General features: G+C 73.2%; 17 protein-coding genes. 5 read left to right on the forward strand and 12 right to left on the reverse strand.

Annotated features, from left to right (window positions below; genetic code table 11):
• Positions 1-143 precede the first annotated feature (143 nt).
• The 3 genes from ACWGN5_RS31040 to ACWGN5_RS31050 form a co-directional block, all read right to left on the reverse strand.
• Entirely contained in the window at positions 144-2,468 is a 2,325-nt protein-coding gene (locus ACWGN5_RS31040; RefSeq protein ID WP_453521311.1) for a sodium-translocating pyrophosphatase, read from the reverse strand.
• Positions 2,469-2,618: 150 nt separating this feature from the next.
• The gene (locus ACWGN5_RS31045) at positions 2,619-3,077 is read right to left on the reverse strand and encodes an ATP-binding protein (RefSeq protein ID WP_453521314.1); all 459 of its coding nucleotides are present in this window, start codon (positions 3,075-3,077) and stop codon (positions 2,619-2,621) included.
• 15 nt (positions 3,078-3,092) lie between these two features.
• Positions 3,093-3,446, reverse strand: a complete 354-nt coding sequence (locus ACWGN5_RS31050; RefSeq protein WP_015034520.1) for an STAS domain-containing protein — start codon at positions 3,444-3,446, stop codon at positions 3,093-3,095.
• 80 nt (positions 3,447-3,526) lie between these two features.
• Between ACWGN5_RS31050 and ACWGN5_RS31055 the strand changes: the two genes are divergently transcribed.
• Positions 3,527-6,076, forward strand: a complete 2,550-nt coding sequence (locus ACWGN5_RS31055) for a DEAD/DEAH box helicase (RefSeq protein ID WP_453521317.1) — start codon at positions 3,527-3,529, stop codon at positions 6,074-6,076.
• Here ACWGN5_RS31055 and ACWGN5_RS31060 read toward each other — a convergent pair.
• From ACWGN5_RS31060 to ssd, 7 genes are all read right to left on the reverse strand, one after another.
• Positions 6,052-6,465: an Rv3654c family TadE-like protein gene (locus ACWGN5_RS31060; RefSeq protein ID WP_453521320.1), complete on the reverse strand. Its 414-nt coding sequence runs from the start codon at positions 6,463-6,465 to the stop codon at positions 6,052-6,054. The genes ACWGN5_RS31055 and ACWGN5_RS31060 overlap by 25 nt on opposite strands.
• Positions 6,462-6,794: a TadE family type IV pilus minor pilin gene (locus ACWGN5_RS31065; RefSeq protein ID WP_453521321.1), complete on the reverse strand. Its 333-nt coding sequence runs from the start codon at positions 6,792-6,794 to the stop codon at positions 6,462-6,464. Before ACWGN5_RS31065 ends, ACWGN5_RS31060 begins: the two co-directional genes overlap by 4 nt.
• 10 nt (positions 6,795-6,804) lie before the next feature.
• Positions 6,805-6,993: a DUF4244 domain-containing protein gene (locus tag ACWGN5_RS31070; RefSeq protein WP_453521378.1), complete on the reverse strand. Its 189-nt coding sequence runs from the start codon at positions 6,991-6,993 to the stop codon at positions 6,805-6,807.
• 257 nt (positions 6,994-7,250) lie between these two features.
• Positions 7,251-8,018, reverse strand: coding sequence for a type II secretion system F family protein (locus tag ACWGN5_RS31075; protein WP_453521324.1), 768 nt, complete (start codon positions 8,016-8,018; stop codon positions 7,251-7,253).
• Positions 8,015-8,893 (reverse strand): type II secretion system F family protein, encoded by an 879-nt coding sequence (locus tag ACWGN5_RS31080; RefSeq protein ID WP_453521327.1) that lies wholly within the window; start codon positions 8,891-8,893, stop codon positions 8,015-8,017. The genes ACWGN5_RS31075 and ACWGN5_RS31080 overlap by 4 nt, the downstream gene beginning before the upstream one ends.
• Complete coding sequence (locus tag ACWGN5_RS31085; RefSeq protein ID WP_453521331.1) at positions 8,890-10,077, reverse strand: TadA family conjugal transfer-associated ATPase; 1,188 nt, start codon at positions 10,075-10,077, stop codon at positions 8,890-8,892. The genes ACWGN5_RS31080 and ACWGN5_RS31085 overlap by 4 nt, the downstream gene beginning before the upstream one ends.
• Positions 10,074-11,117: a septum site-determining protein Ssd gene (gene ssd, locus ACWGN5_RS31090; RefSeq protein WP_453521379.1), complete on the reverse strand. Its 1,044-nt coding sequence runs from the start codon at positions 11,115-11,117 to the stop codon at positions 10,074-10,076. Before ssd ends, ACWGN5_RS31085 begins: the two co-directional genes overlap by 4 nt.
• 603 nt (positions 11,118-11,720) lie before the next feature.
• On the opposite strand from ssd, the gene ACWGN5_RS31095 reads away from it, so the two are divergent.
• On the forward strand, positions 11,721-12,587 hold the full coding sequence (locus ACWGN5_RS31095) for an HAD family hydrolase (RefSeq protein WP_453521332.1): 867 nt from the start codon (positions 11,721-11,723) through the stop codon (positions 12,585-12,587).
• 465 nt (positions 12,588-13,052) lie between these two features.
• On the opposite strand, the gene ACWGN5_RS31100 is transcribed toward ACWGN5_RS31095, so the two are convergent.
• Entirely contained in the window at positions 13,053-13,895 is an 843-nt protein-coding gene (locus ACWGN5_RS31100; protein WP_453521333.1) for an oxidoreductase, read from the reverse strand.
• A 102-nt stretch (positions 13,896-13,997) separates the two neighbouring features.
• On the opposite strand from ACWGN5_RS31100, the gene ACWGN5_RS31105 reads away from it, so the two are divergent.
• The gene (locus ACWGN5_RS31105) at positions 13,998-14,984 is read left to right on the forward strand and encodes an ATP-binding protein (protein ID WP_453521335.1); all 987 of its coding nucleotides are present in this window, start codon (positions 13,998-14,000) and stop codon (positions 14,982-14,984) included.
• Positions 14,985-15,119: 135 nt separating this feature from the next.
• On the opposite strand, the gene ACWGN5_RS31110 is transcribed toward ACWGN5_RS31105, so the two are convergent.
• Positions 15,120-16,427 (reverse strand): hypothetical protein, encoded by a 1,308-nt coding sequence (locus ACWGN5_RS31110; protein WP_453521338.1) that lies wholly within the window; start codon positions 16,425-16,427, stop codon positions 15,120-15,122.
• A gap of 314 nt (positions 16,428-16,741) precedes the next feature.
• Between ACWGN5_RS31110 and ACWGN5_RS31115 the strand changes: the two genes are divergently transcribed.
• Both ACWGN5_RS31115 and acs read left to right on the forward strand, forming a co-directional pair.
• Positions 16,742-19,195 (forward strand): SulP family inorganic anion transporter, encoded by a 2,454-nt coding sequence (locus ACWGN5_RS31115; RefSeq protein ID WP_453521340.1) that lies wholly within the window; start codon positions 16,742-16,744, stop codon positions 19,193-19,195.
• 193 nt (positions 19,196-19,388) lie between these two features.
• Positions 19,389-21,344: an acetate--CoA ligase gene (gene acs, locus ACWGN5_RS31120; protein WP_453521342.1), complete on the forward strand. Its 1,956-nt coding sequence runs from the start codon at positions 19,389-19,391 to the stop codon at positions 21,342-21,344.
• Positions 21,345-21,379: the final 35 nt, after the last annotated feature.

The following is a 21,379-nucleotide window of genomic DNA, read 5'->3' on the forward strand; positions in this document are numbered from 1 at the left end:
GGCTCTCGGCCCCGGAACATACACGCCGAACGGGCTACTTCCACCTTTCGTGCGACACATTCGTCCCACATTGCAGCCTTTTGAACCAAGGGATGAGCCTCACGTGCACCCCGTAAACAACCGGAAATGAGACGGACGCCACGTCAGGAGACGGTCACCGAACGCCTCTTGGAGGCGCGGACCGCGCCGATCACGACGAGGAGCGCGACCGCCGCGACCGCGGCCCGCAGCCCGGCGCTCGCGTCACTGCCGTAACTGAAGCGCACGACGGCCGGGGCGATCAGCAGCGCGACCAGGTTCATCACCTTCAGGAGCGGGTTGATCGCCGGGCCCGCCGTGTCCTTGAACGGATCGCCGACCGTGTCCCCGATGACCGTCGCCGCGTGCGCCTCACTGCCCTTGCCGCCGTGGTTCCCGTCCTCGACCAGCTTCTTCGCGTTGTCCCAGGCGCCACCGGAGTTGGCGAGGAAGACCGCCATCAGCGCGCCCGCCCCGATCGCCCCGGCGAGGTACGCGCCGAGCGGGCCGACGCCGAGCGTGAAGCCGACGGCGATCGGGGCCATCACGGCGAGCAGTCCGGGCGTGGCGAGCTCGCGCAGCGCGTCCTTGGTGCAGATGTCGACGACCCGCCCGTACTCCGGCTTCTCGGTGAAGTTCATGATCCCGGGGTGTTCGAGGAACTGCCGCCGGACTTCGTAGACGACCGATCCGGCGGACCGGGACACGGCGTTGATCGCGAGCCCGGAGAAGAGGAAGACGACCGCGGCGCCGAGGATCAGCCCGAAGAGGTTGTTGGGCTGGGAGATGTCCATGGAGAGTGTCACCTCGCCGAGCACCCCGGCCTTCCCGGACTCCCCGACGTCGGCGATCGCCGTCGCGATGGCGTCCCGGTACGAGCCGAAGAGCGCCGACGCCGCCAGGACGGCGGTGGCGATGGCGATGCCCTTGGTGATGGCCTTCGTGGTGTTGCCGACGGCGTCGAGGTCGGTGAGGACCTGCGCGCCGGACCCGGTGACGTCCCCGGACATCTCCGCGATGCCCTGGGCGTTGTCGGCGACCGGGCCGAAGGTGTCCATGGCGACGATCACGCCGACGGTGGTGAGCAGTCCCGTCCCGGCGAGGGCCACCGCGAACAGCGCCAGCATGATCGAGGTGCCGCCGAGCAGGAACGCCCCGTAGACGGTGAGCCCGATCAGCAGGGCCGTGTAGACGGCGGACTCCATGCCGAGCGCCACGCCCGCGAGGACGACGGTGGCGGGGCCGGTGAGCGAGGACTTGCCGATGTCCCTGACCGGCCGCCGGCTCGTCTCCGTGAAGTAGCCGGTGAGCTGCTGGATGAGCGCGGCGAGGACGATGCCGAGGGCGACCGCGACCAGGGCGAGGACCCGCGGATCGCCGCCGTGGCCGCGGATGCCGGGCTCGGTGACGCCCGCGAGCTCGGCGTACGAGGACGGCAGGTACGCGAAGGCGGCGACGGCGACGAGCGCCAGCGAGATCACCGCCGAGACCAGGAACCCGCGGTTGATCGCGCTCATCCCGCCGCGGTCGGCGCGCCGCGGGGCGACCGCGAGGATGCCGATCACGGCGGTGACCACGCCGATCGCGGGCACCATCAGGGGGAACGCGAGGCCGTGGTCGCCGAAGGCGGCCTTGCCGAGGATGAGCGCGGCGACCAGGGTCACGGCGTACGACTCGAAGAGGTCGGCCGCCATGCCGGCGCAGTCTCCGACGTTGTCGCCCACGTTGTCGGCGATGGTGGCGGCGTTGCGCGGGTCGTCCTCGGGGATGCCCTGCTCGACCTTGCCGACGAGGTCGGCGCCGACGTCGGCGGCCTTGGTGAAGATGCCGCCGCCCACCCTCATGAACATGGCGATGAGCGCCGCGCCGAGCCCGAATCCCTCCAGGACCTTGGGCGCGTCGGCGGCGTAGACGAGGACGACGCAGGAGGCCCCGAGCAGTCCGAGGCCGACCGTGCACATGCCGACGACCCCGCCCGTACGGAACGCGATCCGCATGGCCCGGTGGGCGACCTCGTTCAGGTCCTTCGCGGGTTCGCCCGGCGCCGGGGTGGCCTCCCGGGCCGCGGCGGCGACCCGCACGTTGGCCCGTACGGCGAGCCGCATGCCGAGGTAGCCGGTGACCGCCGAGAACAGTGCTCCGACCAGGAAGAACAGGGAACGTCCGGCACGCTGCGACCAGTCGTCGGCGGGCAGCAGCAGCAACAGGAAGAACACGGCGGCCGCGAAGACGGCGAGGGTCCGCAGCTGGCGCGCGAGGTAGGCGTTGGCGCCCTCCTGCACGGCCGCGGCGATCTCCTTCATCCTCTCGGTGCCCTCACCGGCCGCGAGCACCTGGCGGACGATGAGCCGGGCGACGATCAGCGCGGCGAGGGCGACGGCCGCGACGACGACCACGATCGTCCGGTTCCCGCTCGTGAGCACCGCCGCGGCGAGAGTTGTGGGGTACATGGGGACGGATCATAGGGAGACGAACCAGTACAGACCGGGATGCACCAATTCGTGGGCGAGGACGCCGGGGGCGGTTCGGGGCACACCCGGAAAAGGCGATGAGGCCCTGCGGTGCAGGGCCTCATCGCTTCGTACGTGTACGGGTACCGCTCAGGGCAGGACGTCCGCCGAGCTCACCGGCCAGCTCATCCTGATGGTTCCGCCGTCCTCGCCGGCGCTGACCTCGACGTCGTCGACGAGGCCGCGGATCACCGCGAGCCCCATCTCGTCCTCGCCGTCGGCGTCGTCGAAGTCCTCGGCCGGGGCCGCGGCCCGCGCGCCGGGGACACCGACGGCATCGGCCGCCGCCACCCCCGCGCCCGGCACCTCGTCGCCGACCTCGATGGAGAACGTCTTCTCCTCCTCGGTCAGGACGACCCGGATGGGGGTCGTGACGTCGTTGCTCCGGTGCAGCCCGACCGCGCGGGAACAGGCCTCACCGACAGCGAGACGCACCTCGTCGAGGACCGCCTCGTCCACACCCGCCCGGCGCGCGACCGCGGCCGCCACCAGACGGGCGGTGCGGACGTGCTCCGGCTGAGCACTGAAGCGGAGTTCAACGGTGGCCATGCGAACCCCCTGGGCTCAGTCGACGGCGTTGACGGCCTCGTCGACCGAGGTGTGGATCGGGAACACCTTGGTGAGACCCGTGATCCGGAAAATCTTGAGAATGCGCTCCTGGTTGCAGACGAGACGCAGCGAGCCCTCGTGCGCGCGAACGCGCTTCAGGCCGCCGACGAGCACACCGAGGCCGGTGGAGTCGAGGAAGTCCACGCCCTCCATGTCGACGACCAGGTGGTAGCTGCCGTCGTTCACCAACTCGACCAACTGCTCGCGCAGCTTGGGCGCGGTATACACATCAATCTCGCCACCGACCTCGACGACCGTACGGTCACCACCAGCGCCGGACACATTGCGAGTCGACAGGGACAGGTCCACGGATCCTCCAGCACCTTGCTATCGGGCGATCGTCCCCTCGGGTCTCCGGGGCGGAGCCGAGGAACGGAACGCCAGCCGCGATGGCATTCAATCACTTACCAGCAGCCATGCACGACGCCTTGGAAGCATTGTCCGTCATGGCAGTGACACACTCGGTGCCGATGGCCAAGAATCACCGCCCCCGTCGTCCGGCCGGGGAAACGGGCAGCCGCCCCTCTCCCGGCATGGTCCTCGACCGGCTCTCCTCGGGCGAGAGCCGGGCCGCGCGCATCACTCATACGGAGCACATGCCCGCCCGGGAGGGCCGCCATGCCGTCTGGCCGCACCGCATCCGACCGGAGGTGATCGCGGCGATCCAGGCGGCCGGCATCGAGCACCCCTGGGCCCACCAGGCGGAGGCCGCCGAGCACGCCCTGGACGGCGAGTCCGTGGTGATCGCCACGGGCACCGCCTCGGGCAAGTCGCTCGCCTACCTCGCCCCGGTCCTCAGCACCCTCCTGGACGGCTCGGAGGCCCCGAACGGCCGCGGCACCACCGCCCTCTACCTGGCGCCCACCAAGGCCCTCGCCGCAGACCAGCGGCGCGCCGTGCGGGAACTGGCCGCCCCGCTCGGCAACCGGATCCGCCCCGCCGTCTACGACGGCGACACGCCGGTCGAGGAGCGCGAGTGGGTCCGGCAGTACGCGAACTACGTGCTGACCAACCCCGACATGCTCCACATGGGCATACTCCCCTCCCACCCCAGGTGGTCCTCCTTCCTGCGCTCCCTGCGCTACGTCGTGATCGACGAGTGCCACACCTACCGGGGCGTCTTCGGCTCCCACGTCGCCCAGGTGCTGCGCCGTCTGCGCCGGATCTGCGCCCGGTACGGCTCCGAACCGGTCTTCCTCCTCGCCTCGGCCACCTCCGCCCAGCCGGCCCTGGCCGCCGGCCGCCTCACCGGCCTGCCGGTCACCGAGGTCTCGGACGACGCCTCCCCGCGCGGCGAACTGGTCTTCGCCCTCTGGGAGCCGCCGCTGACCGAGCTCCACGGCGAGCGCGGCGCGCCCGTACGCCGCACCGCCACGGCCGAGACCGCGGACCTGCTGACCGACCTGACCCGGCAGGGCGTCCGCTCGGTCGCCTTCGTCCGCTCCCGGCGCGGCGCCGAGCTGATCTCGGTGATCGCCCAGGAACGGCTGGCCGAGACCGACCGCGCGCTCGCCCGCCGCGTCGCCGCCTACCGGGGCGGCTACCTGCCCGAGGAGCGCCGCGCCCTGGAACGGGCCCTGCACTCCGGCGAGCTCCTCGGCCTGGCCGCCACGACCGCCCTGGAGCTCGGCGTGGACGTCTCGGGCCTGGACGCCGTCGTGATCGCCGGCTACCCGGGCACCCGGGCCTCCCTGTGGCAGCAGGCGGGCCGCGCCGGCCGTTCGGGCGAGGGCGCCCTCGCGATCCTCGTCGCCCGGGACGACCCGCTGGACACCTTCCTCGTCCACCACCCCGAGGCGATCTTCGAACAGCCGGTCGAGACGACCGTCCTGGACCCCGACAACCCCTACGTCCTCGCCCCCCATCTGTGCGCCGCGGCCGCGGAGCTCCCGCTGACCGAACCCGACCTGGCCCTCTTCGGCCCCGCCGCGCCCGACCTGATGCCCCAGCTGGAGGGCGCCGGCCTGCTGCGCCGCCGCGCCACCGGCTGGTACTGGACCCGCCGCGAGCGGGCCGCCGACCTGGCCGACATCCGGGGCGGCGGCGGCAGCCCCGTCCGGATCGTGGAGGCCGGCACCGGCCGCCTCCTCGGCACGGTCGACGAGGCCGCCTCCCACACCGCCGTCCACGAGGGCGCCGTCCACCTCCACCAGGGCCGCACCTATCTCGTGCGGGAGCTCGACCTCAAGGACTCCGTGGCCCTCGTCGAGGAGGCCGTCCCCCCGTACTCCACCACCGCCCGCGACACCACCTCCATCACCGTCCTCGAAACCGACACCGAGATCCCCTGGGGAGCCGGCCGCCTCTGCTACGGCTCCGTCGAGGTCACCAACCAGGTCGTCTCCTTCCTCCGCCGCCGGCTGATCACCGGCGAGGTGCTCGGCGAGACCAAGCTCGACCTGCCGCCCCGCACCCTGCGCACCCGAGCCGTGTGGTGGACCGTCACCGAGGACCAGCTCGACGCCGCCCGGATCAACCCGGAGATCCTCGGCGGCGCCCTGCACGCCGCCGAGCACGCCTCCATCGGCATGCTGCCGCTCTTCGCCACCTGCGACCGCTGGGACATCGGCGGCGTCTCCGTACCGCTCCATCCCGACACGCTGCTGCCCACCGTCTTCGTGTACGACGGGCACCCGGGCGGCGCGGGCTTCGCCGAGCGCGCCTTCCACACCGCCCGCGCCTGGCTGACGGCCACCCGTGAGGCCATCGCCTCCTGCGAGTGCGAGGCGGGCTGCCCGTCCTGCATCCAGTCCCCGAAGTGCGGCAACGGCAACGACCCCCTCCACAAACGAGGAGCCGTCCGCCTCCTCACGGAACTCCTCCGCGCGGCCCCGGAACCCGCCCAGGAACCCGCGGCGGAACCCTCGACTGAAGCGGAACCACCCCGGGAGCCCACTCCGGGCGCTGAACCGTCTCAGGAGGCCTCGCCCGGAGCCTGAGCCGGCTCAGGAGCCCCGTCCGGGAGCGGGGCCTGCCCCGGGGGGCCCGCGCGCGACCTGACCTCCGGGCGGTACGGGCCGCGCACGACGCGGGCGGTCACGTCCGAGATCCCGTCCCGGACCGCGCAGCGCGCCAGCTCGGCGCCCTGCGCGACGGCCACCCGCGAGGCGGCGGCGCAGGCCTCGGCCTCGCCCCACAGGGCCCGGTCGGCAGCGGCGAGGGCTGCCAGGTCGGCCGCCCCGCCGGCCCGGTGCCGGGCGGCCACCGCCTGCCCGAGCGCGAGCACCACCCCGAACACCACGCACAAGGCACACGCCGCGAACGCGACCCACACGGTCGCCGCCCCGCGATCACCGCCCCGGCCGGCCCGGGCCTCGGCGCTCTTCATGCCGCTCCCCCACCGACGGCGTCCTCCGCGAGGGCCGCCGCGCCGGCCCGGAGGGTGAGTCCCATGCCCCCGGGGCCCGGGGCCGCCGCCTCCACCGTCACCCGCCACAGCTCGCCCTCCCTCGCCACCGAGACCCGGGCCCCCTCGGGCGCGGCGGCCCGGGCGGCCGCCTCGGCGGAGGCCACCGGTTCCGAGCGGGCCGCCGCCCTCGCCCCCGCCCGTGCCGCGTCCACACACCGGATCTGCGCGGCGGCCGCGGCCAGCGCCCAGAGCAGGGTCACCGTGAACAGCGCGAGGACGGGAAGGACCAGCGCCGCTTCGACGGTCACGAAACCCCGGTCAGAACGGCGCATCGAGGGCCTTCCCGATCACCGACTCCAGCGCCCCCGAGACCGCCCCGCTGGTCACGATCTTGTAGAGCACCGCGGCGAACGCCGCCGCGGCGATCGTCCCCACCGCGTACTCCGACGTGGTCATTCCGTCGTCACGGCGCGCCGCCGCCCGACCTGCCCGCCACCGGCCACGCAGCCGCTCCCTGACCGTCGTGCCGGCCTCCTCGCCCCGTCCCGCCCCGTCGTGACGTGCCTCGCCGGTGCGTGCCTCGCCAGTGCGCGCCTTGTCGGTACGCGCCTCGCCAGTTCGTGCCTCGCCAGTTCGTGCCTTGTCGATTCGTTCCTTGTCGATTCGTTCCTTGTCGGTGCGCGCCTCGCCGGTGCGTGCCTTGTCGTGCTGTGCCATGTCGTCGCTCCTCATTCGTTTCTCGTCGTGTCGTCGTGTCGTCGTGTTCATCCGTCCAGCAGTCCCGTCGCGAGGCCGATCACCACCGGAGCCACCCCCACCGCCAGGAAGGCGGGCAGGAAGCAGAGCCCCACCGGGGCGCTGATCAGCACCTGGGCCCGTCGTGCCCCGGCCGCCGCCGCGCGGGCGCGGCCGGCGCGCAGCGCAGCCGCGTGCCGGGCGACCGCCTCCGCCGCCGGCGCTCCCGAGGAACCGGCCCGCTCCATGCAGCGGGCCAGTCCTTCGGCGCCCGGTATCGCGCCGAACCTCCCCCACACCTCGGCCGGTTCACCACCGAGCCGCAGCTCCGCAGCCGTACGCGTCAGGCGCTCGCCGAGCGGGCCGCCGAGCGACCGGCCCACCGCCTCCGCCGCCTCACCGGGCCCGGCTCCGGAGGCGGCGCAGGCCGCCAACAGATCGGCGGCGAGCGGCAGGTGACGCGCCATCTCCTCGTCGCCGGCCGCAGGAACGGGGCTCCTCGCGGCCCTCCTCCGCACCCCGGCCGCCACCAGGGCCCCGACGCAGAAGCCGCCGACCGCGCCGAACAGCACCCAGCCGACACCGACGCCCACCAGGGGCGGCAGCCCGCGCCCCACCCACGAGGGCAGTGCGCCGCGGGCCTTCCGGGGGCGCGGCTCCGGGCCGGGGAGGAAGGTCCCCGCCCGCCACCGAGTCCGGCGCGCCCGCAGTCCGCGCAGCACCTCCAGGACGCCCTGCGCGCAGAGGGCCACCGCCAGGGCCAGGAGGCCCGCCGCCCGAACGACGTCCGGTGTCATGCCCGCTCACCTCCCCGTACGATCCGCGCGGCCCACCACAGTCCGGCCGCCTCCAGCGCTCCGCCCACGAGCAGGCAGCCCAGGCCGGCCGGTGTGTGCAGCAGCACCCGCAGCGGGTCGGCCCCCAGGGCGGCACCGAGGGCGAGTCCGGCCGCCGGGAGCAGCGCGAGGACCGTCACCGTGGCCCAGGCGCCGGCCAGTTCGGCCCGCAGCCGCTCACACTGCTCGCGCTGGTCGCGGAGGGCGGCCTCCAGCCGGTCGAGCCCGGCGGCCAGGCCCGCACCGCCGTCCACGGCCACCTGCCAGCAGGCCGCCATGCCCGCGAGCCCGTCGGCGCCGTCCTGCCGGGCCGCCCACCGCAGCGCCTCCGGCACGTCCCCGCCGAACCGGGCCGCCGCGAGCACCGGCGCCTCCGCCTCCCCAAGGGCTCCCGTCTCCCGGGCCGCGAAGGACAGGGCCTGCGCGGGCTGCCATCCGGCCCTCAACTCGCCGACGACCGCGGCACACAGGGCCACCACCCGCTCGGCCCGCGCCTCCCGTTCCTTCCGGCGCCCGGCGGCCCGCAACCGCCGCCCCACCAGGGGCACCGCGAGCGCCCCGGCGACCAGCGGCAGCGGTGACTCGCCGAGGAGGGCGACGGCTCCCGCCACAGGCAGGCACAGCCACGCGCGCCGGCCCCGCAGCACGGCCCACCACCGCGCGGCCACCTCAGGCCACTCCCAGCCGCCGCGCCCGTCGGGGATACCGCCCGCGAGCACCGCCCGTGCCCGGCCCGCACCGCGCCTCCGCTCGACCGCCCACCACAGCGCGAGCAGCGCGCAGAGCGCCGCCGCGCCCTGTGCCGCGCCCCGCACCGGCACCAGTTCCACCGTCACCGCGATCCCCCTCCGATCAGCGCGCTGAGCCGCTCCCAGCCCCGCTCCCGCTCGAACCCGCCCGCGCCCCACCGCAGCGCCGGCACCGTCCGGACCAGACCGTCCCGGTCCCGCTCCAGGACGTGCGCCTCGGCGATCCGCCGCCGCCCGTCCCGGTCCCGTACGACGTGCAGCACGACCGACAGGCCCGCCCCCAACTGGCTGTGCAGGGCGGCCCGGTCGAGCCCGGCCGCCGTCCCCAGGGCTTCGAGCCGTGCCGGGACGTCCGCCGCCGTGTTGGCATGGACCGTCCCGCAGCCGCCTTCATGGCCCGTGTTGAGGGCGGCGAGGAGGTCGACCGCCTCGCCGCCTCTGACCTCGCCGACCACCAGCCGGTCGGGGCGCATCCGCAGCGCCTGGCGGACCAGGTCCCGCAGCGTGACGAGCCCGGCGCCCTCCTGGTTCGCGGGCCGCGCCTCCAGACGCACCACGTGCGGGTGGTCGGGCCGCAGCTCCGCCGAGTCCTCGGCGATCACGATCCGCTCCCGCTCCCCCACAAGACCCAGGAGCGAGGCGAGGAGCGTGGTCTTGCCCGTGCCCGTGCCGCCGCTGACGAGGTAGGACACGCGGGCGTCGATCAGGGCCCGCAGGATCGGGGCGCCGCCCGGCGGCACGGTGCCCGCCGCGACCAGCTCCTCCAGGGAGAAGGCGCGGGGACGGACCACCCGCAGCGACAGGCAGGTCGAGCCGACCGCGACCGGCGGCAGCACCGCGTGCATCCGGGTGCCGTCGGGAAGCCGCGCGTCGACCCAGGGCCGGGCGTCGTCGAGCCGGCGCCCGGCCACCGCCGCGAGCCGTTGCGCGAGGCGGCGGACGGCGGCGGCGTCGGGGAAGGACACCGGGGCCCGCTCGAGCCCGGTGCCCCGGTCCACCCACACCCGGTCGGGAGCGGCGACCAGGACGTCGGTGACCGCCGGGTCGGAGAGGAGCGGCTCCAGCGGGCCGGTGCCGATCAGTTCGCACCTCAACGCCTCGGCCGCGCCGAGTACTTCCGCGTCGCCGAGCAGTCTCCCCTGGGCTCGCAGCGCCGCCGCCACGCGCGCCGGGGTGGGTTCGGCCCCGCTCGCGGCGAGCCGCTGCCGCACGGCGTCGAGGAGCCCCGTGCCGTCTCCGGCCCCCCGTACCGTCAGCCTCGCCCCGGTCATGCCGCACCTCCGGGCAGCAGAGCGCGCTCCCAGAAGGCGGTGCAGAACCGGCCGAGGGGCCCGCGGGGCTCCGCACCGGGCGGCACTCCCGCGTCCTGGTCGGCCACGATCCCCGGGTCGTAAGGGAGTTCACCGGCGAGCGGCAGCCGGAGCGCGTCCGCGACCCACCGCTCGTCGAGCCCCACCGCGTACGGTCCGCGGACCACGGCCCGCAGGTCGCGCACGGCCGGGCCGATCGCCGCGACCATCCGGTGGGCGGCCGCGACCGCCCTCAGCTCCGCGGGGACGACGAGCAGCCCGAGGTCCAGCTGGGCCAGCGCCTCCGTGACCGACGGGTCGGTCCCGCGCGGCAGGTCGACCACGACGGCCCCGCCCCGGCGCCGCGCGGCGGCCAGCACGGACCGCACGGCCTCGGGCGGCACCGGCGCCGTCGCGTCCCGGCCCCAGCTGAGCACCCGGACCCCACGCACCGACGGCAGGGACTCCTCCAGGGCGCCGCCGGCGAGACGGCCCTTGGAGGCGGCGAAGTCGGGCCATCGTCTGCCCTCCTCGCGCTCGCCGCCGAGCAACACGTCGAGTCCTCCGCCCAGCGGGTCGCCGTCGACGAGCAGCGTCCGCCGCCCGGCCCTCGCGGCGGCCAGCGCGAGGCCGCAGGCCAGCGTGGAGGCCCCCGCACCGCCCCGGCCGCCGACGACGCCCACGGTCAGCGCCGCCCTGCCCACTCCCTCGGCCGCGTCGGCGAGACGGTCGACGAGGAGGCTCTCGGCGCCCGGCAGGCTCAGCACGCTCTCCGCGCCGATCTCCACCGCCAGCCGCCACAGCCCCGGATCGTCCTGGTCACGGCCGACGAGGAGGGTCCCCGGCCGGCGCACCGCTCCCCGACAGCGGGCCGCGGCGTCGTCGCCGACCAGGACGAGCGGCGGGTCGGTCCAGCTCGCCCGCCGCTCCGGCACCCGGTGATGCACCTCGGGCTCGACCCCGGCGGCGGCGCACAGCCGCAGGAGGTCGTCGAGCAGCCCGAGGTCCTCGGTGACGATCAGCGGCCCGGCCCGGCGCGCCCCTTCCCCCGCCGGCCCGACCGCTGCCGGCGCTCCCGCTCCCGCTCCCCGCGAGTCCGGACCCCACGGATCCCGCCCCCACGGCACCGAACCGCGTGCCCCACCCCTGGCCCCGGAAGTCCTGGATGCCTCCACGACACACACCCCTCTCGTGATTCCTGCCGTCCGCGAACTTCGCGACAGGAATCACCGTGGGGCCGTCCAGGAAATCGTGCCGATCTTGCCGAAAAACTGTGGATAAGCGAGGGGCTGTGAATAACTTCGCCACCCCTCCGGGGACTGTCCGGAACGCAGCCCCACGATTACTGTGAGTGATGGATCGAGGGTCGGGCGGGGCCCCGGTCCGCTCACGATCGAAGAACGGAAGGAAGGGAGCGAGCGATGGCACTCAGGGCCGAAATGGCTCCGGACATGCGACGACCCCCGCCGGGGGGGAGAGCGGGGGTCGTCTCTCCGGCCGACTCGGGGGGGGAGGAGCCGGACCGGGTTAGCACGGTCGCGAACGATCCGTGACTTCCATGGTGTACCCGAGAGCCTTCTCAGGCAAACCCACGCGCCCGAGCGTACGCCGAATGGCGGGCACCTATGCTCGGGCTTGTGGAAAACCACTCCTTGCCGCGCACAGCCGCCTTCTTTGACCTGGACAAGACGGTCATTGCGAAGTCATCGACGCTGACCTTCAGCAAGTCCTTCTACCGGGGCGGACTGATCAGCCGCCGCGCCGCCCTGCGGACGGCCTACATCCAGTTCGTCTTCCTGGTCGGCGGAGCAGATCACGACCAGATGGAGCGGATGCGTGAATATCTTTCCGCGCTCTGCAAAGGCTGGAACGTCGCCCAGGTGAAGGAGCTCGTCGCCGAGACTCTTCACGATCTGATCGACCCGATCATCTACGACGAAGCGGCTTCTCTCATCGAGGAGCACCACGCCGCCGGCCGCGACGTCGTGATCGTCTCGACCTCCGGCGCCGAGGTGGTCGAGCCGATCGGCGAGATGCTCGGCGCCGACCGGGTCGTCGCCACCCGGATGGTGGTCGGGGAGGACGGCTGCTTCACGGGGGAGGTGGAGTACTACGCCTATGGGCCGACGAAGGCCGAGGCCGTACGGGAGCTCGCGGAGTCGGAGGGCTACGACCTCTCGCGCTGCTACGCGTACAGCGACTCGGCGACCGACATCCCCATGCTGGAGGCCGTCGGCCACCCGTACGCGGTCAATCCGGACCGGACGCTGCGCCGCGAGGCGGTCGCTCGGGAATGGCCGGTGCTCGCCTTCGACAAGCCGGTGCGGCTCAAGCAGCGGCTGCCCGAATTCCGGATGCCGCCCCGCCCCACCCTCGTCGCCGCGGCGGCGGTGGGAGCGGCAGCCGTCGGGGCCGGGCTCGTCTGGTACGCGGCGCGGCGCCGGCAGGCCGCCCTCGCCCAACGGCTCGCCGGTGACTTTGCCCGGATTTGAGCAATCGGCCCGCGAAGGGGAGCCAGCACTTTCGCTTCCCCCCGGACAGGAGTAGAAAGGAATCAGGCCCGCGAGACCGAGGACATCCGAGAGGATCACCTGTTGAGCATGAAGGCCCCACGGACCTAGCACCGAAACCGGGCACCCACGCGACGTCGACCCGTCGATTACGGGCCAGCCGCACCAGGCCTCGGGCAAAGTTCCCGGCCTGATGGGCACATATCGAGGACGCTTGGTAACTGGGTGGACGTGCCAGCGGCGGTACCAGGACTGGTGCCGCCGCAACCCATTTCCGGCCCCGGGCCGCACCCCCCGAAGAGTCAGGCCTCGCACTGGGCCCCGGCCACCGGTCGGCCCCGGCCGCACCCCCCGAAGAGCCAGGCCCCGCACTGGGCCCCGGCAGCTACCAGGGGTCAGGCCTCGTCGAGAGCCGGGCCCCGGGCTCATCCGCCGGAGAGCAGTCCGTCACGCCGCGCCGCGCTGGAGGGCCTCGCAGACCGCCGTGGATTCGCGGACTCCCAGCTCTACCGAGCGGCCGCAGTGGGCGATCCAGGCACCCACGCCCTCCGGGGTGCCCGAGAGGTAGCCCTCGAAGGCAACGAGGTAGGCGGCTCGGCCCTGTTCCGCGTGGCCGACCTCGGCCGGGCAGATCGCCTTGGGGTCGAGGCCGCTGCCGACCAGCGCGATCCGCTCCGCCGCCCGGGCGACGAGGCCGTTGTACGAGGTGAAGGGGCGCAGCGCGAGCAGTTCGCCGTGGACCACGGCGGCCGTCACGAGCGCCGGGGCCTCACTGCCCGCGACGATCAGTTCGGCGAGGCCGTCGAGCCGCCCGGCGACCTCGGCGGGCGTCGGGAGCGGGGCGTTGATCAGCGGTTCGTCGACCGTCTCGCCGTCAAGCCGGGGCCGGCCCACGGAGTCGGCGACGCCGGCAGCGTCCGCGACGCCCGCGTCGCCGGAGGCGACCAGGTGCAGCCGGGCGAGCACGCGCAGCGGCGACTGGCGCCAGATGGAGAGCAGCTGCCCGGCCTCGGCACCCAGGCGCAGGGCGGCGCCGACCGTGCGGGCCTCGGCGTCGGCGCTGAAGTCGGTGCGCCTGCGGACCTCCTCCAGGGCCCAGTCGGCCCCGGACAGGGCGGCCGAGCCGCGCGCGCCGCGCAGGGCCGCCTCGGAGGAGATCTCGTTGCTGCGGCGGCGCATCACGCGGTGGCCGTAGACCCGGTCGACGGCCTTGCGTACGGAGTCCACCGCTTCGGCGACGCCCGGCAGGGAGCCGAGGGCGGCCAAGGGGTCAGAGGCGTGCGTACTCATAAGTAGGGAGGCTACGCGCCTCGGCGGCCCTCCCCACGATGGAGTGGTCTTCTTCACGGAGCTTGACCACGGGCCGCGATCGTGCCGCTACCCTAGGTGAACATGAAGATCGCTTTCGTGGGGAAGGGCGGCAGCGGCAAGACCACGCTGTCCTCGCTCTTCATCCGCCACCTCGCCGCCAACGAAGCGCCGGTCGTCGCCGTCGACGCCGACATCAACCAGCACCTGGGCGCCGCGCTCGGCCTGCCCGAGGCGGAGGCCGCCGCGCTGCCCGCGATGGGCGCGCACCTGCCGCTCATCAAGGAGTACCTGCGGGGCAGCAACCCGCGGATCGCCTCCGCCGACACGATGATCAAGACCACGCCGCCCGGGGAGGGTTCGCGGCTGCTGCGGGTCCGCGAGGACAACCCGGTGTACGAGGCGTGCGCGCGGGCGGTGCGGCTCGACGACGGGGAGATCCGGCTGATGGCGACCGGGCCGTTCACAGAGTCGGACCTCGGGGTCTCCTGCTACCACTCGAAGGTCGGGGCGGTGGAGCTCTGCCTCAACCACCTGGTCGACGGGGCCGACGAGTACGTGGTCGTCGACATGACGGCGGGTTCGGACTCGTTCGCCTCCGGTCTCTTCACGCGCTTCGACATGACGTTCCTGGTCGCCGAGCCGACCCGCAAGGGCGTCTCGGTCTACCGCCAGTACAAGGAGTACGCGCGGGACTTCGGCGTGGCGCTCAAGGTCGTCGGCAACAAGGTGCAGGGCCAGGACGACCTCGACTTCCTGCGCGAGGAGGTCGGCGAGGACCTGCTGGTGACGGTGGGGCACTCGGACTGGGTGCGCGCGATGGAGAAGGGCCGCCCGCCACGCTTCGAGCTCCTGGAGGCGGAGAACCGCATGTCGCTGCAGGCCCTCCAGGACGCGGCGGACGACTCGTACGCCCACCGCGACTGGGAGCGCTACACGCGCCAGATGGTCCACTTCCACCTGCGCAACGCGGAGAGCTGGGGCAACGCCAAGACCGGGGCCGACCTGGCGGCGCAGGTCGACCCCGGGTTCGTACTGGACGAAGGGCTCAGTGCCGTACAGCCGGCTTAGTGGCTGAAGGCTGCTTCAGTGCCGAGCAGCAGCCGGTTTGGTGACTGCCGGCTGCTTCAGTGCCGTACAGCCGGCTCAGTGACTGACGGCTGCTTCAGTGCCGTACAGCAGCCGGCTCAGTGGCTGCCGGCTGCTTCAGTGCCCTGCAGCAGCCGGCTTGGTGGCGGGGGCGCCTGCCGGGGCGGCGGGCGGCTGGGCCGAGAGGAAGGTCTGCCAGCCGCCCTGCGGCGCCTCGCCCACCTTCAGGGTGCGCATCTTGGCGATGACGTCGGGGTCCTGGGCGTCGAGCCAGTCGGCGAGCTGGCGGAAGGAGACGCACTCGACGTCCTTCTGCACGCAGACCGTGGCGATGGTGTCCTCGATGGCGCGCATGTACGTGCCGCCGTTCCAGGACTCGAAGTGGTTGCCGATGATCAGCGGCGCCCGGTTGCCCCGGTAGGAGCGCTCGAAGGCCTGCACCAGGCCGTCGCGCATCTGGTTGCCCCAGTACTCGCGCCGGGACGGGTCGCCCTGGGTCGTGCCGGGGGACTGGTTCACCAGGAAGTTGTAGTCCATGGAGAGCGTCTGGAAGGCGCGGCCCGGGACGGGCACGAGCTGCATCGACAGGTCCCACAGGCCCAGGTCCTTCTTGGGCCAGATCTGGTCGTTGACGCCGCTGGTGTCGTAGCGGAAGCCCATCTGCGCCGCCGCCCTGACGAAGTTCTTCCGGCCCTCCAGGCAGGGGGTGCGGGCGCCGACGAGCTCCTTGTCGTAGTCGAAGGGCAGCGGCTGCTCGGCACGCAGGCCGGCGTTGGTCTTCCAGTTCTTGACGAAGGACTTGGCCTGGTTGATCTCGCTCTTCCACTCCTCGACGGACCAGTTCCCGACGCCGCCGTCGGCGCCGCAGAAGTGGCCGTTGAAGTGGGTGCCGATCTCGTTGCCCTCCTGCCAGGCGCCGCGCAGTTCGCGGACGGTGGCGCGGATGCCCTCGACGTCGTTGAAGCCGATGTCGGAGCGGCCCGCGCTGTGCTGCGGCGGGTCGTAGAGCTCCCTCTTCTCCTCCGGCAGCAGGTACACGCCGCTGAGGAAGTACGTCATGGTGGCGTCGTACTTCTTGCCCACCGCGCGGAAGTGGGAGAACAGCTTCTGGCTGTCCTCGCCCGCGCCGTCCCACGAGAAGACCACGAACTGCGGCGGCGTCTCGCCCGGCTTGAGCTTGTGCCAGACCGGCTGGTGGGGCTGGGCGCCGGTGAAGGCGGTCGAGCCGTCGCCGATCAGCCGGGGGGCCTGCGGGGCCGCGGCCGGGCCCTTCTTGGCGCCGGCGCCCGTGCCGCCCGGAGCGCCCTTCGTGCTGGTGCCGTCGGAGCCCGAGCAGCCGGCGAGGCCGGTGGCGAGAGCGAGGGTGAGGGCGCCGACGGTGAGCGCCTTCCTCCGGACAGTGGTCGTTCTGCGGGCGGCTGACATCCGCGCACCTCTCCTCAGATCCTCGGATTTCCGTACAAGGGATTTCCGTACAAGCGGCGTCAAGGTCGCACCACGGGGACCGGGGAGCGTCAACGACAAGCGGCGTGCGCACGTTCTGTCACCGGAACCGGTGAACCCTTGCCCCGTTTGCCCCGAAAATAATGCCGCAGTCTTTACTTTCCATTACGATCCATTTACTGAGCGTTGATCCTCCATGCGAACGCGACTTGCGGACACTCCGGAGGCTCGCGCCGCCATCCCGCCGCTGCACCCCGCACGAGCCGCGACCGCGCTGCCCCGGAGGAGACGGGACCATGACCCTCTGCACCCCTGCCCGCACGACCAACCGGCCCCGGATCCAGCGGCCTCACAGCCCGCCGGACGGGCCCCGACGCCGCTTCCGCCTCGCCGGCGCGGACCTCTCCGCGTCCGTCGCCGTCTTCCTGATCGCGCTGCCGCTCTCGCTCGGCATCGCGCTCGCCACCGGAGCCCCGCTCCAGGCCGGCCTGGTGGCCGCCGCCGTCGGCGGCCTCGTCGCCGGCCGCTTCGGCGGCTCCCCGCTCCAGGTGAGCGGCCCCGCCGCCGGACTCACCGTCGTGACCGCCGAGCTCATCCAGCAATACGGCTGGCGCACCACCTGCGCCATCACCGTCCTCGCCGGTCTCGCCCAACTCGCCCTGTCGGCCCTGCGCGTGGCCCGTTCGGCGCTCGCCGTCTCACCCGCGATCGTGCACGGCATGCTGGCCGGCATCGGCGTCACCATCGCCCTCGCCCAGCTCCACATCGTGCTCGGCGGCACCCCGCAGAGCTCCGCCGTCGACAACGTCCTCGGCCTTCCGGCCCAGTTGGCGCACGCCCATCCGGCCGCGCTCACCATCAGCGCCCTCACCGTGGCCGTACTGCTCTGCTGGTCCCGGCTGCCGGGCCGGGCCGGGCGGCTCGCGCGGAAGGTCCCGGCCGCGCTCGCCGCGGTGGCCGGGGCGACGGCCCTGGCCGCCCTCGCCGGACTGGCCGTGCCCCGCGTGGACCTGCCGTCCTGGAGCAGCCACGCGCTGCCCGGCCTGCCCGAGGGCCCGGTCCTCGGGATCGCGGCCGGTGTCCTCACGATCACCCTCGTCACCAGCGTGCAGTCGCTGCTCTCGGCCGTCGCGGTCGACAAGCTGGTCGCCTCCCGCGCGGACCACGGCCGGGGCGTCCCCCGCTCCGACCTCGACCGCGAGCTCGCCGGACAGGGCGCGGCCAACGTGATCTCCGGGGCGCTCGGCGGCCTCCCGGTCGCGGGGGTCGCGGTCCGCAGCGTCGCCAACGTCTCGGCGGGCGCGGTGAGTCGCGCCTCGACCATGCTGCACGGCCTGTGGATCGTGCTCGCGGCCCTACTGCTCGTGCCCGCGCTCGACCTGATCCCGCTGGCCGCGCTCGCCGCCCTCGTCATGGTGGTCGGCATCCAGATGGTGAGCATCACCCACATCCGTACGGTCACGCGCCACCGCGAGGTCGTCGTCTACGTGGTGACCCTGACCGGCGTCGTCCTCGTCGGCATCCTGGAGGGCGTCGCCCTCGGGATCGCCGTGGCCATCGCGGTCGCCCTGCACCGGCTCGCCCGCACCAGGATCACCCGCGAGGAGCGGGACGGTCGGCAGCTGCTCCGCGTCCGGGGCCAGCTGACCTTCCTGGCCGTGCCCCGGCTCAGCCGGGCCCTGCACCAGCTGCCGCAGGGTTCCGACGTGGTGGTCGAGCTCGACGGCTCCTTCATGGACCACGCCGCGTACGAGACGCTGAGCGACTGGACCGCCGGGCACCTCGCCCACGGCGGGACGGTCGAGACGACCGGGCCCTCAGGGATCCGGATCGCCGAGCCCGCCCCGGTCACCGCCTCCGCCGCGCACCCCTGCTGCCGCCCGTGGACTCCCTGGCACAACCACCAGTGCGGTGAACAGCCCCCAGGGACCCCAGGGACCCCCGAGACAACAGACACCACCGGGACCACCGGCGACAGCGGCACCACCAGCACCGAACCCGTACGGGCCACGGGACTGCACCTGGCGAGCGGCATCGGCAAGTTCCAGCGGAACACCGCCCCGCTCGTACGGGACGAGCTCGCACGGCTCGCCCGGGAGGGGCAGCGTCCCTCCCAGCTCTTCCTGACCTGCGCCGACTCCCGTCTCGTCACCAGCATGATCACTTCCAGCGGCCCCGGTGACCTCTTCACCGTGCGGAACGTCGGCAACCTCGTCCCGCTCCCCGGCGAGGAGAGCGGGGACGACTCGGTGGCGGCGGCGATCGAGTACGCGGTGGAGGTGCTGCGGGTCTCGTCGATCACCGTCTGCGGGCACTCGGGCTGCGGGGCGATGCAGGCCCTGCTCAACGGCAGCCCGGACGACCCGCCGACCCCGCTGCGCCGCTGGCTGCGGCACGGCAGACCCAGCCTGGAGCGGATGGCGAGCCGGCGGCACGCCTGGGCCCGGATCTCCGGGCGGCTTCCGGCGGACGCGGTCGAGCAGCTCTGTCTGACGAACGTGGTCCAGCAGCTGGAGCACCTGCGGGCGTACGAGCCGGTGGCGCGCCGGCTGGCCGAGGGCACGCTCTCGCTGCACGGCGTGTACTTCCACGTGGGCGAGGCGCAGGCGTACCTCCTCTCGGGGACGGACGAGGTGCACAGCTACGACGACGTCTTCACCCGGGTCATGCCGGCGGAGCACCCGGTCGCACCGGCGAACCACCAGGTCATGCCGACCGGCCGCCTCGCCGGGGTGGCGCGCGCGTCCTGAACCTTCCGGCCGCCCCGGCCGTGAGACTGTGTGGCCCCTTCTCCCACCGCTCGGGACGAAGGGGCCACCGCACGTCAAGCCACTCACAGGTCTAAACCAATTCCCTGGAGGCTCTTGTCACCCGGGCTTCCGGCTGGTGAGCTATGACGCGGGACACATACGCACAGAGGACGCCCTGGGAAAGGGAGATGTCGTGAGCAACGAATCCTTGGCCAACCTGCTCAAGGAAGAGCGGCGGTTCGCGCCGCCCACCGAGCTGGCCGCGGACGCCAATGTGACGGCGGAGGCGTACGAGCAGGCCAAGGCGGACAGGCTGGGCTTCTGGGCCGAGCAGGCCAAGCGCCTCAGCTGGGCCACCGAGCCGACCGAGACCCTCGACTGGTCGAACCCGCCGTTCGCCAAGTGGTTCGCCGACGGCGAGCTGAACGTGGCGTACAACTGCGTCGACCGGCACGTCGAGGCCGGTCTCGGGAACCGGGTCGCCATCCACTTCGAGGGCGAGCCCGGCGACAGCCGCGCGATCACCTACGCCGAGCTCAAGGACGAGGTCTCCAAGGCCGCCAACGCCCTGACGGAGCTGGGTGTCCGCAAGGGCGACCGGGTCGCGGTCTACCTGCCGATGATCCCCGAGGCGGCCATCACGATGCTGGCCTGCGCCCGTGTCGGCGCCGCCCACTCGGTGGTCTTCGGCGGCTTCTCGGCCGACGCCGTCGCCTCCCGCATCCAGGACGCCGACGCCAAGGTGGTCGTCACCGCCGACGGCGGCTACCGCCGCGGCAAGCCGAGCGCCCTCAAGCCGGCCATCGACGAGGCCGTCGCCAAGTGCCCGCAGGTCGAGCACGTCCTCGTGGTCCGCCGTACGGGCCAGGACACCGCCTTCACCGAGGGCCGGGACGTCTGGTGGGACGACATCGTCACCCGCCAGTCCACCGAGCACACCCCGGAGGCCTTCCCGGCGGAGCACCCGCTCTTCATCCTCTACACCTCGGGGACGACGGGGAAGCCGAAGGGCATCCTGCACACCTCCGGCGGCTACCTCACCCAGGCCGCGTACACCCACCACGCCGTCTTCGACCTCAAGCCGGAGAGCGACGTCTACTGGTGCACCGCCGACATCGGCTGGGTCACCGGGCACTCGTACATCGTCTACGGCCCGCTGGCCAACGGCGCGACGCAGGTCATGTACGAGGGCACCCCGGACACCCCGCACCAGGGCCGGTTCTGGGAGATCGTGCAGAAGTACGGCGTCACGATCCTCTACACGGCGCCGACCGCGATCCGCACGTTCATGAAGTGGGGAGACGACATCCCCGCGAAGTTCGACCTGTCCAGCCTCCGCGTCCTCGGCTCGGTCGGCGAGCCGATCAACCCCGAGGCCTGGGTCTGGTACCGCGAGCACATCGGCGCGAACAAGACCCCGATCGTGGACACCTGGTGGCAGACCGAGACCGGCGCGATGATGATCTCGCCGCTGCCGGGCGTCACCGAGACCAAGCCGGGCTCCGCCCAGCGCCCGCTGCCGGGCATCTCCGCCACCGTCGTCGACGACGAGGCGAACGAGGTCCCGAACGGCGGCGGTGGCTACCTGGTCCTCACCGAGCCGTGGCCGTCGATGCTCCGCACCATCTGGGGCGACGACCAGCGCTACATCGACACGTACTGGTCCCGCTTCGAGGGCAAGTACTTCGCCGGTGACGGCGCCAAGAAGGACGAGGACGGCGACATCTGGCTGCTCGGCCGGGTCGACGACGTCATGCTCGTCTCGGGCCACAACATCTCGACGACCGAGGTCGAGTCGGCCCTCGTCTCGCACCCGTCCGTCGCCGAGGCGGCCGTCGTCGGCGCCGCCGACGAGACGACCGGCCAGGCGATCGTCGCCTTCGTCATCCTGCGCGGCACGGCGAGCGAGGACGAAGGCCTCGTCGCCGACCTGCGCAACCACGTCGGCGCCACCCTCGGCCCGATCGCCAAGCCGAAGCGGATCCTGCCGGTCGCGGAGCTGCCGAAGACCCGCTCGGGCAAGATCATGCGCCGTCTGCTGCGCGACGTCGCGGAGAACCGTGAGCTGGGTGACGTCACCACCCTGACCGACTCCTCGGTCATGTCGCTCATCCAGACCCAGCTGCCGGCCACGTCCAGCGAGGACTGACCGACCCGTACGGCCCGAACGCCCGCCCCGGAGAC

Source organism: Streptomyces sp. NPDC055815, from assembly GCF_053616475.1.

Excerpts from the sequence above, each read along its gene's own strand:
- ACWGN5_RS31040 (WP_453521311.1), bottom strand. The coding sequence starts at position 2,468 with ATGTACCCCACAACTCTCGCCGCGGCGGTGCTCACGAGCGGGAACCGG.
- ACWGN5_RS31045 (WP_453521314.1), bottom strand. The coding sequence starts at position 3,077 with ATGGCCACCGTTGAACTCCGCTTCAGTGCTCAGCCGGAGCACGTCCGC.
- ACWGN5_RS31055 (WP_453521317.1), top strand. The coding sequence starts at position 3,527 with ATGGCATTCAATCACTTACCAGCAGCCATGCACGACGCCTTGGAAGCA.
- ACWGN5_RS31060 (WP_453521320.1), bottom strand. The coding sequence starts at position 6,465 with ATGAAGAGCGCCGAGGCCCGGGCCGGCCGGGGCGGTGATCGCGGGGCG.
- ACWGN5_RS31075 (WP_453521324.1), bottom strand. The coding sequence starts at position 8,018 with ATGACACCGGACGTCGTTCGGGCGGCGGGCCTCCTGGCCCTGGCGGTG.
- ACWGN5_RS31085 (WP_453521331.1), bottom strand. The coding sequence starts at position 10,077 with ATGACCGGGGCGAGGCTGACGGTACGGGGGGCCGGAGACGGCACGGGG.
- ACWGN5_RS31095 (WP_453521332.1), top strand. The coding sequence starts at position 11,721 with ATGCTCGGGCTTGTGGAAAACCACTCCTTGCCGCGCACAGCCGCCTTC.
- ACWGN5_RS31100 (WP_453521333.1), bottom strand. The coding sequence starts at position 13,895 with ATGAGTACGCACGCCTCTGACCCCTTGGCCGCCCTCGGCTCCCTGCCG.
- ACWGN5_RS31105 (WP_453521335.1), top strand. The coding sequence starts at position 13,998 with ATGAAGATCGCTTTCGTGGGGAAGGGCGGCAGCGGCAAGACCACGCTG.
- ACWGN5_RS31110 (WP_453521338.1), bottom strand. The coding sequence starts at position 16,427 with ATGTCAGCCGCCCGCAGAACGACCACTGTCCGGAGGAAGGCGCTCACC.
- ACWGN5_RS31115 (WP_453521340.1), top strand. The coding sequence starts at position 16,742 with ATGACCCTCTGCACCCCTGCCCGCACGACCAACCGGCCCCGGATCCAG.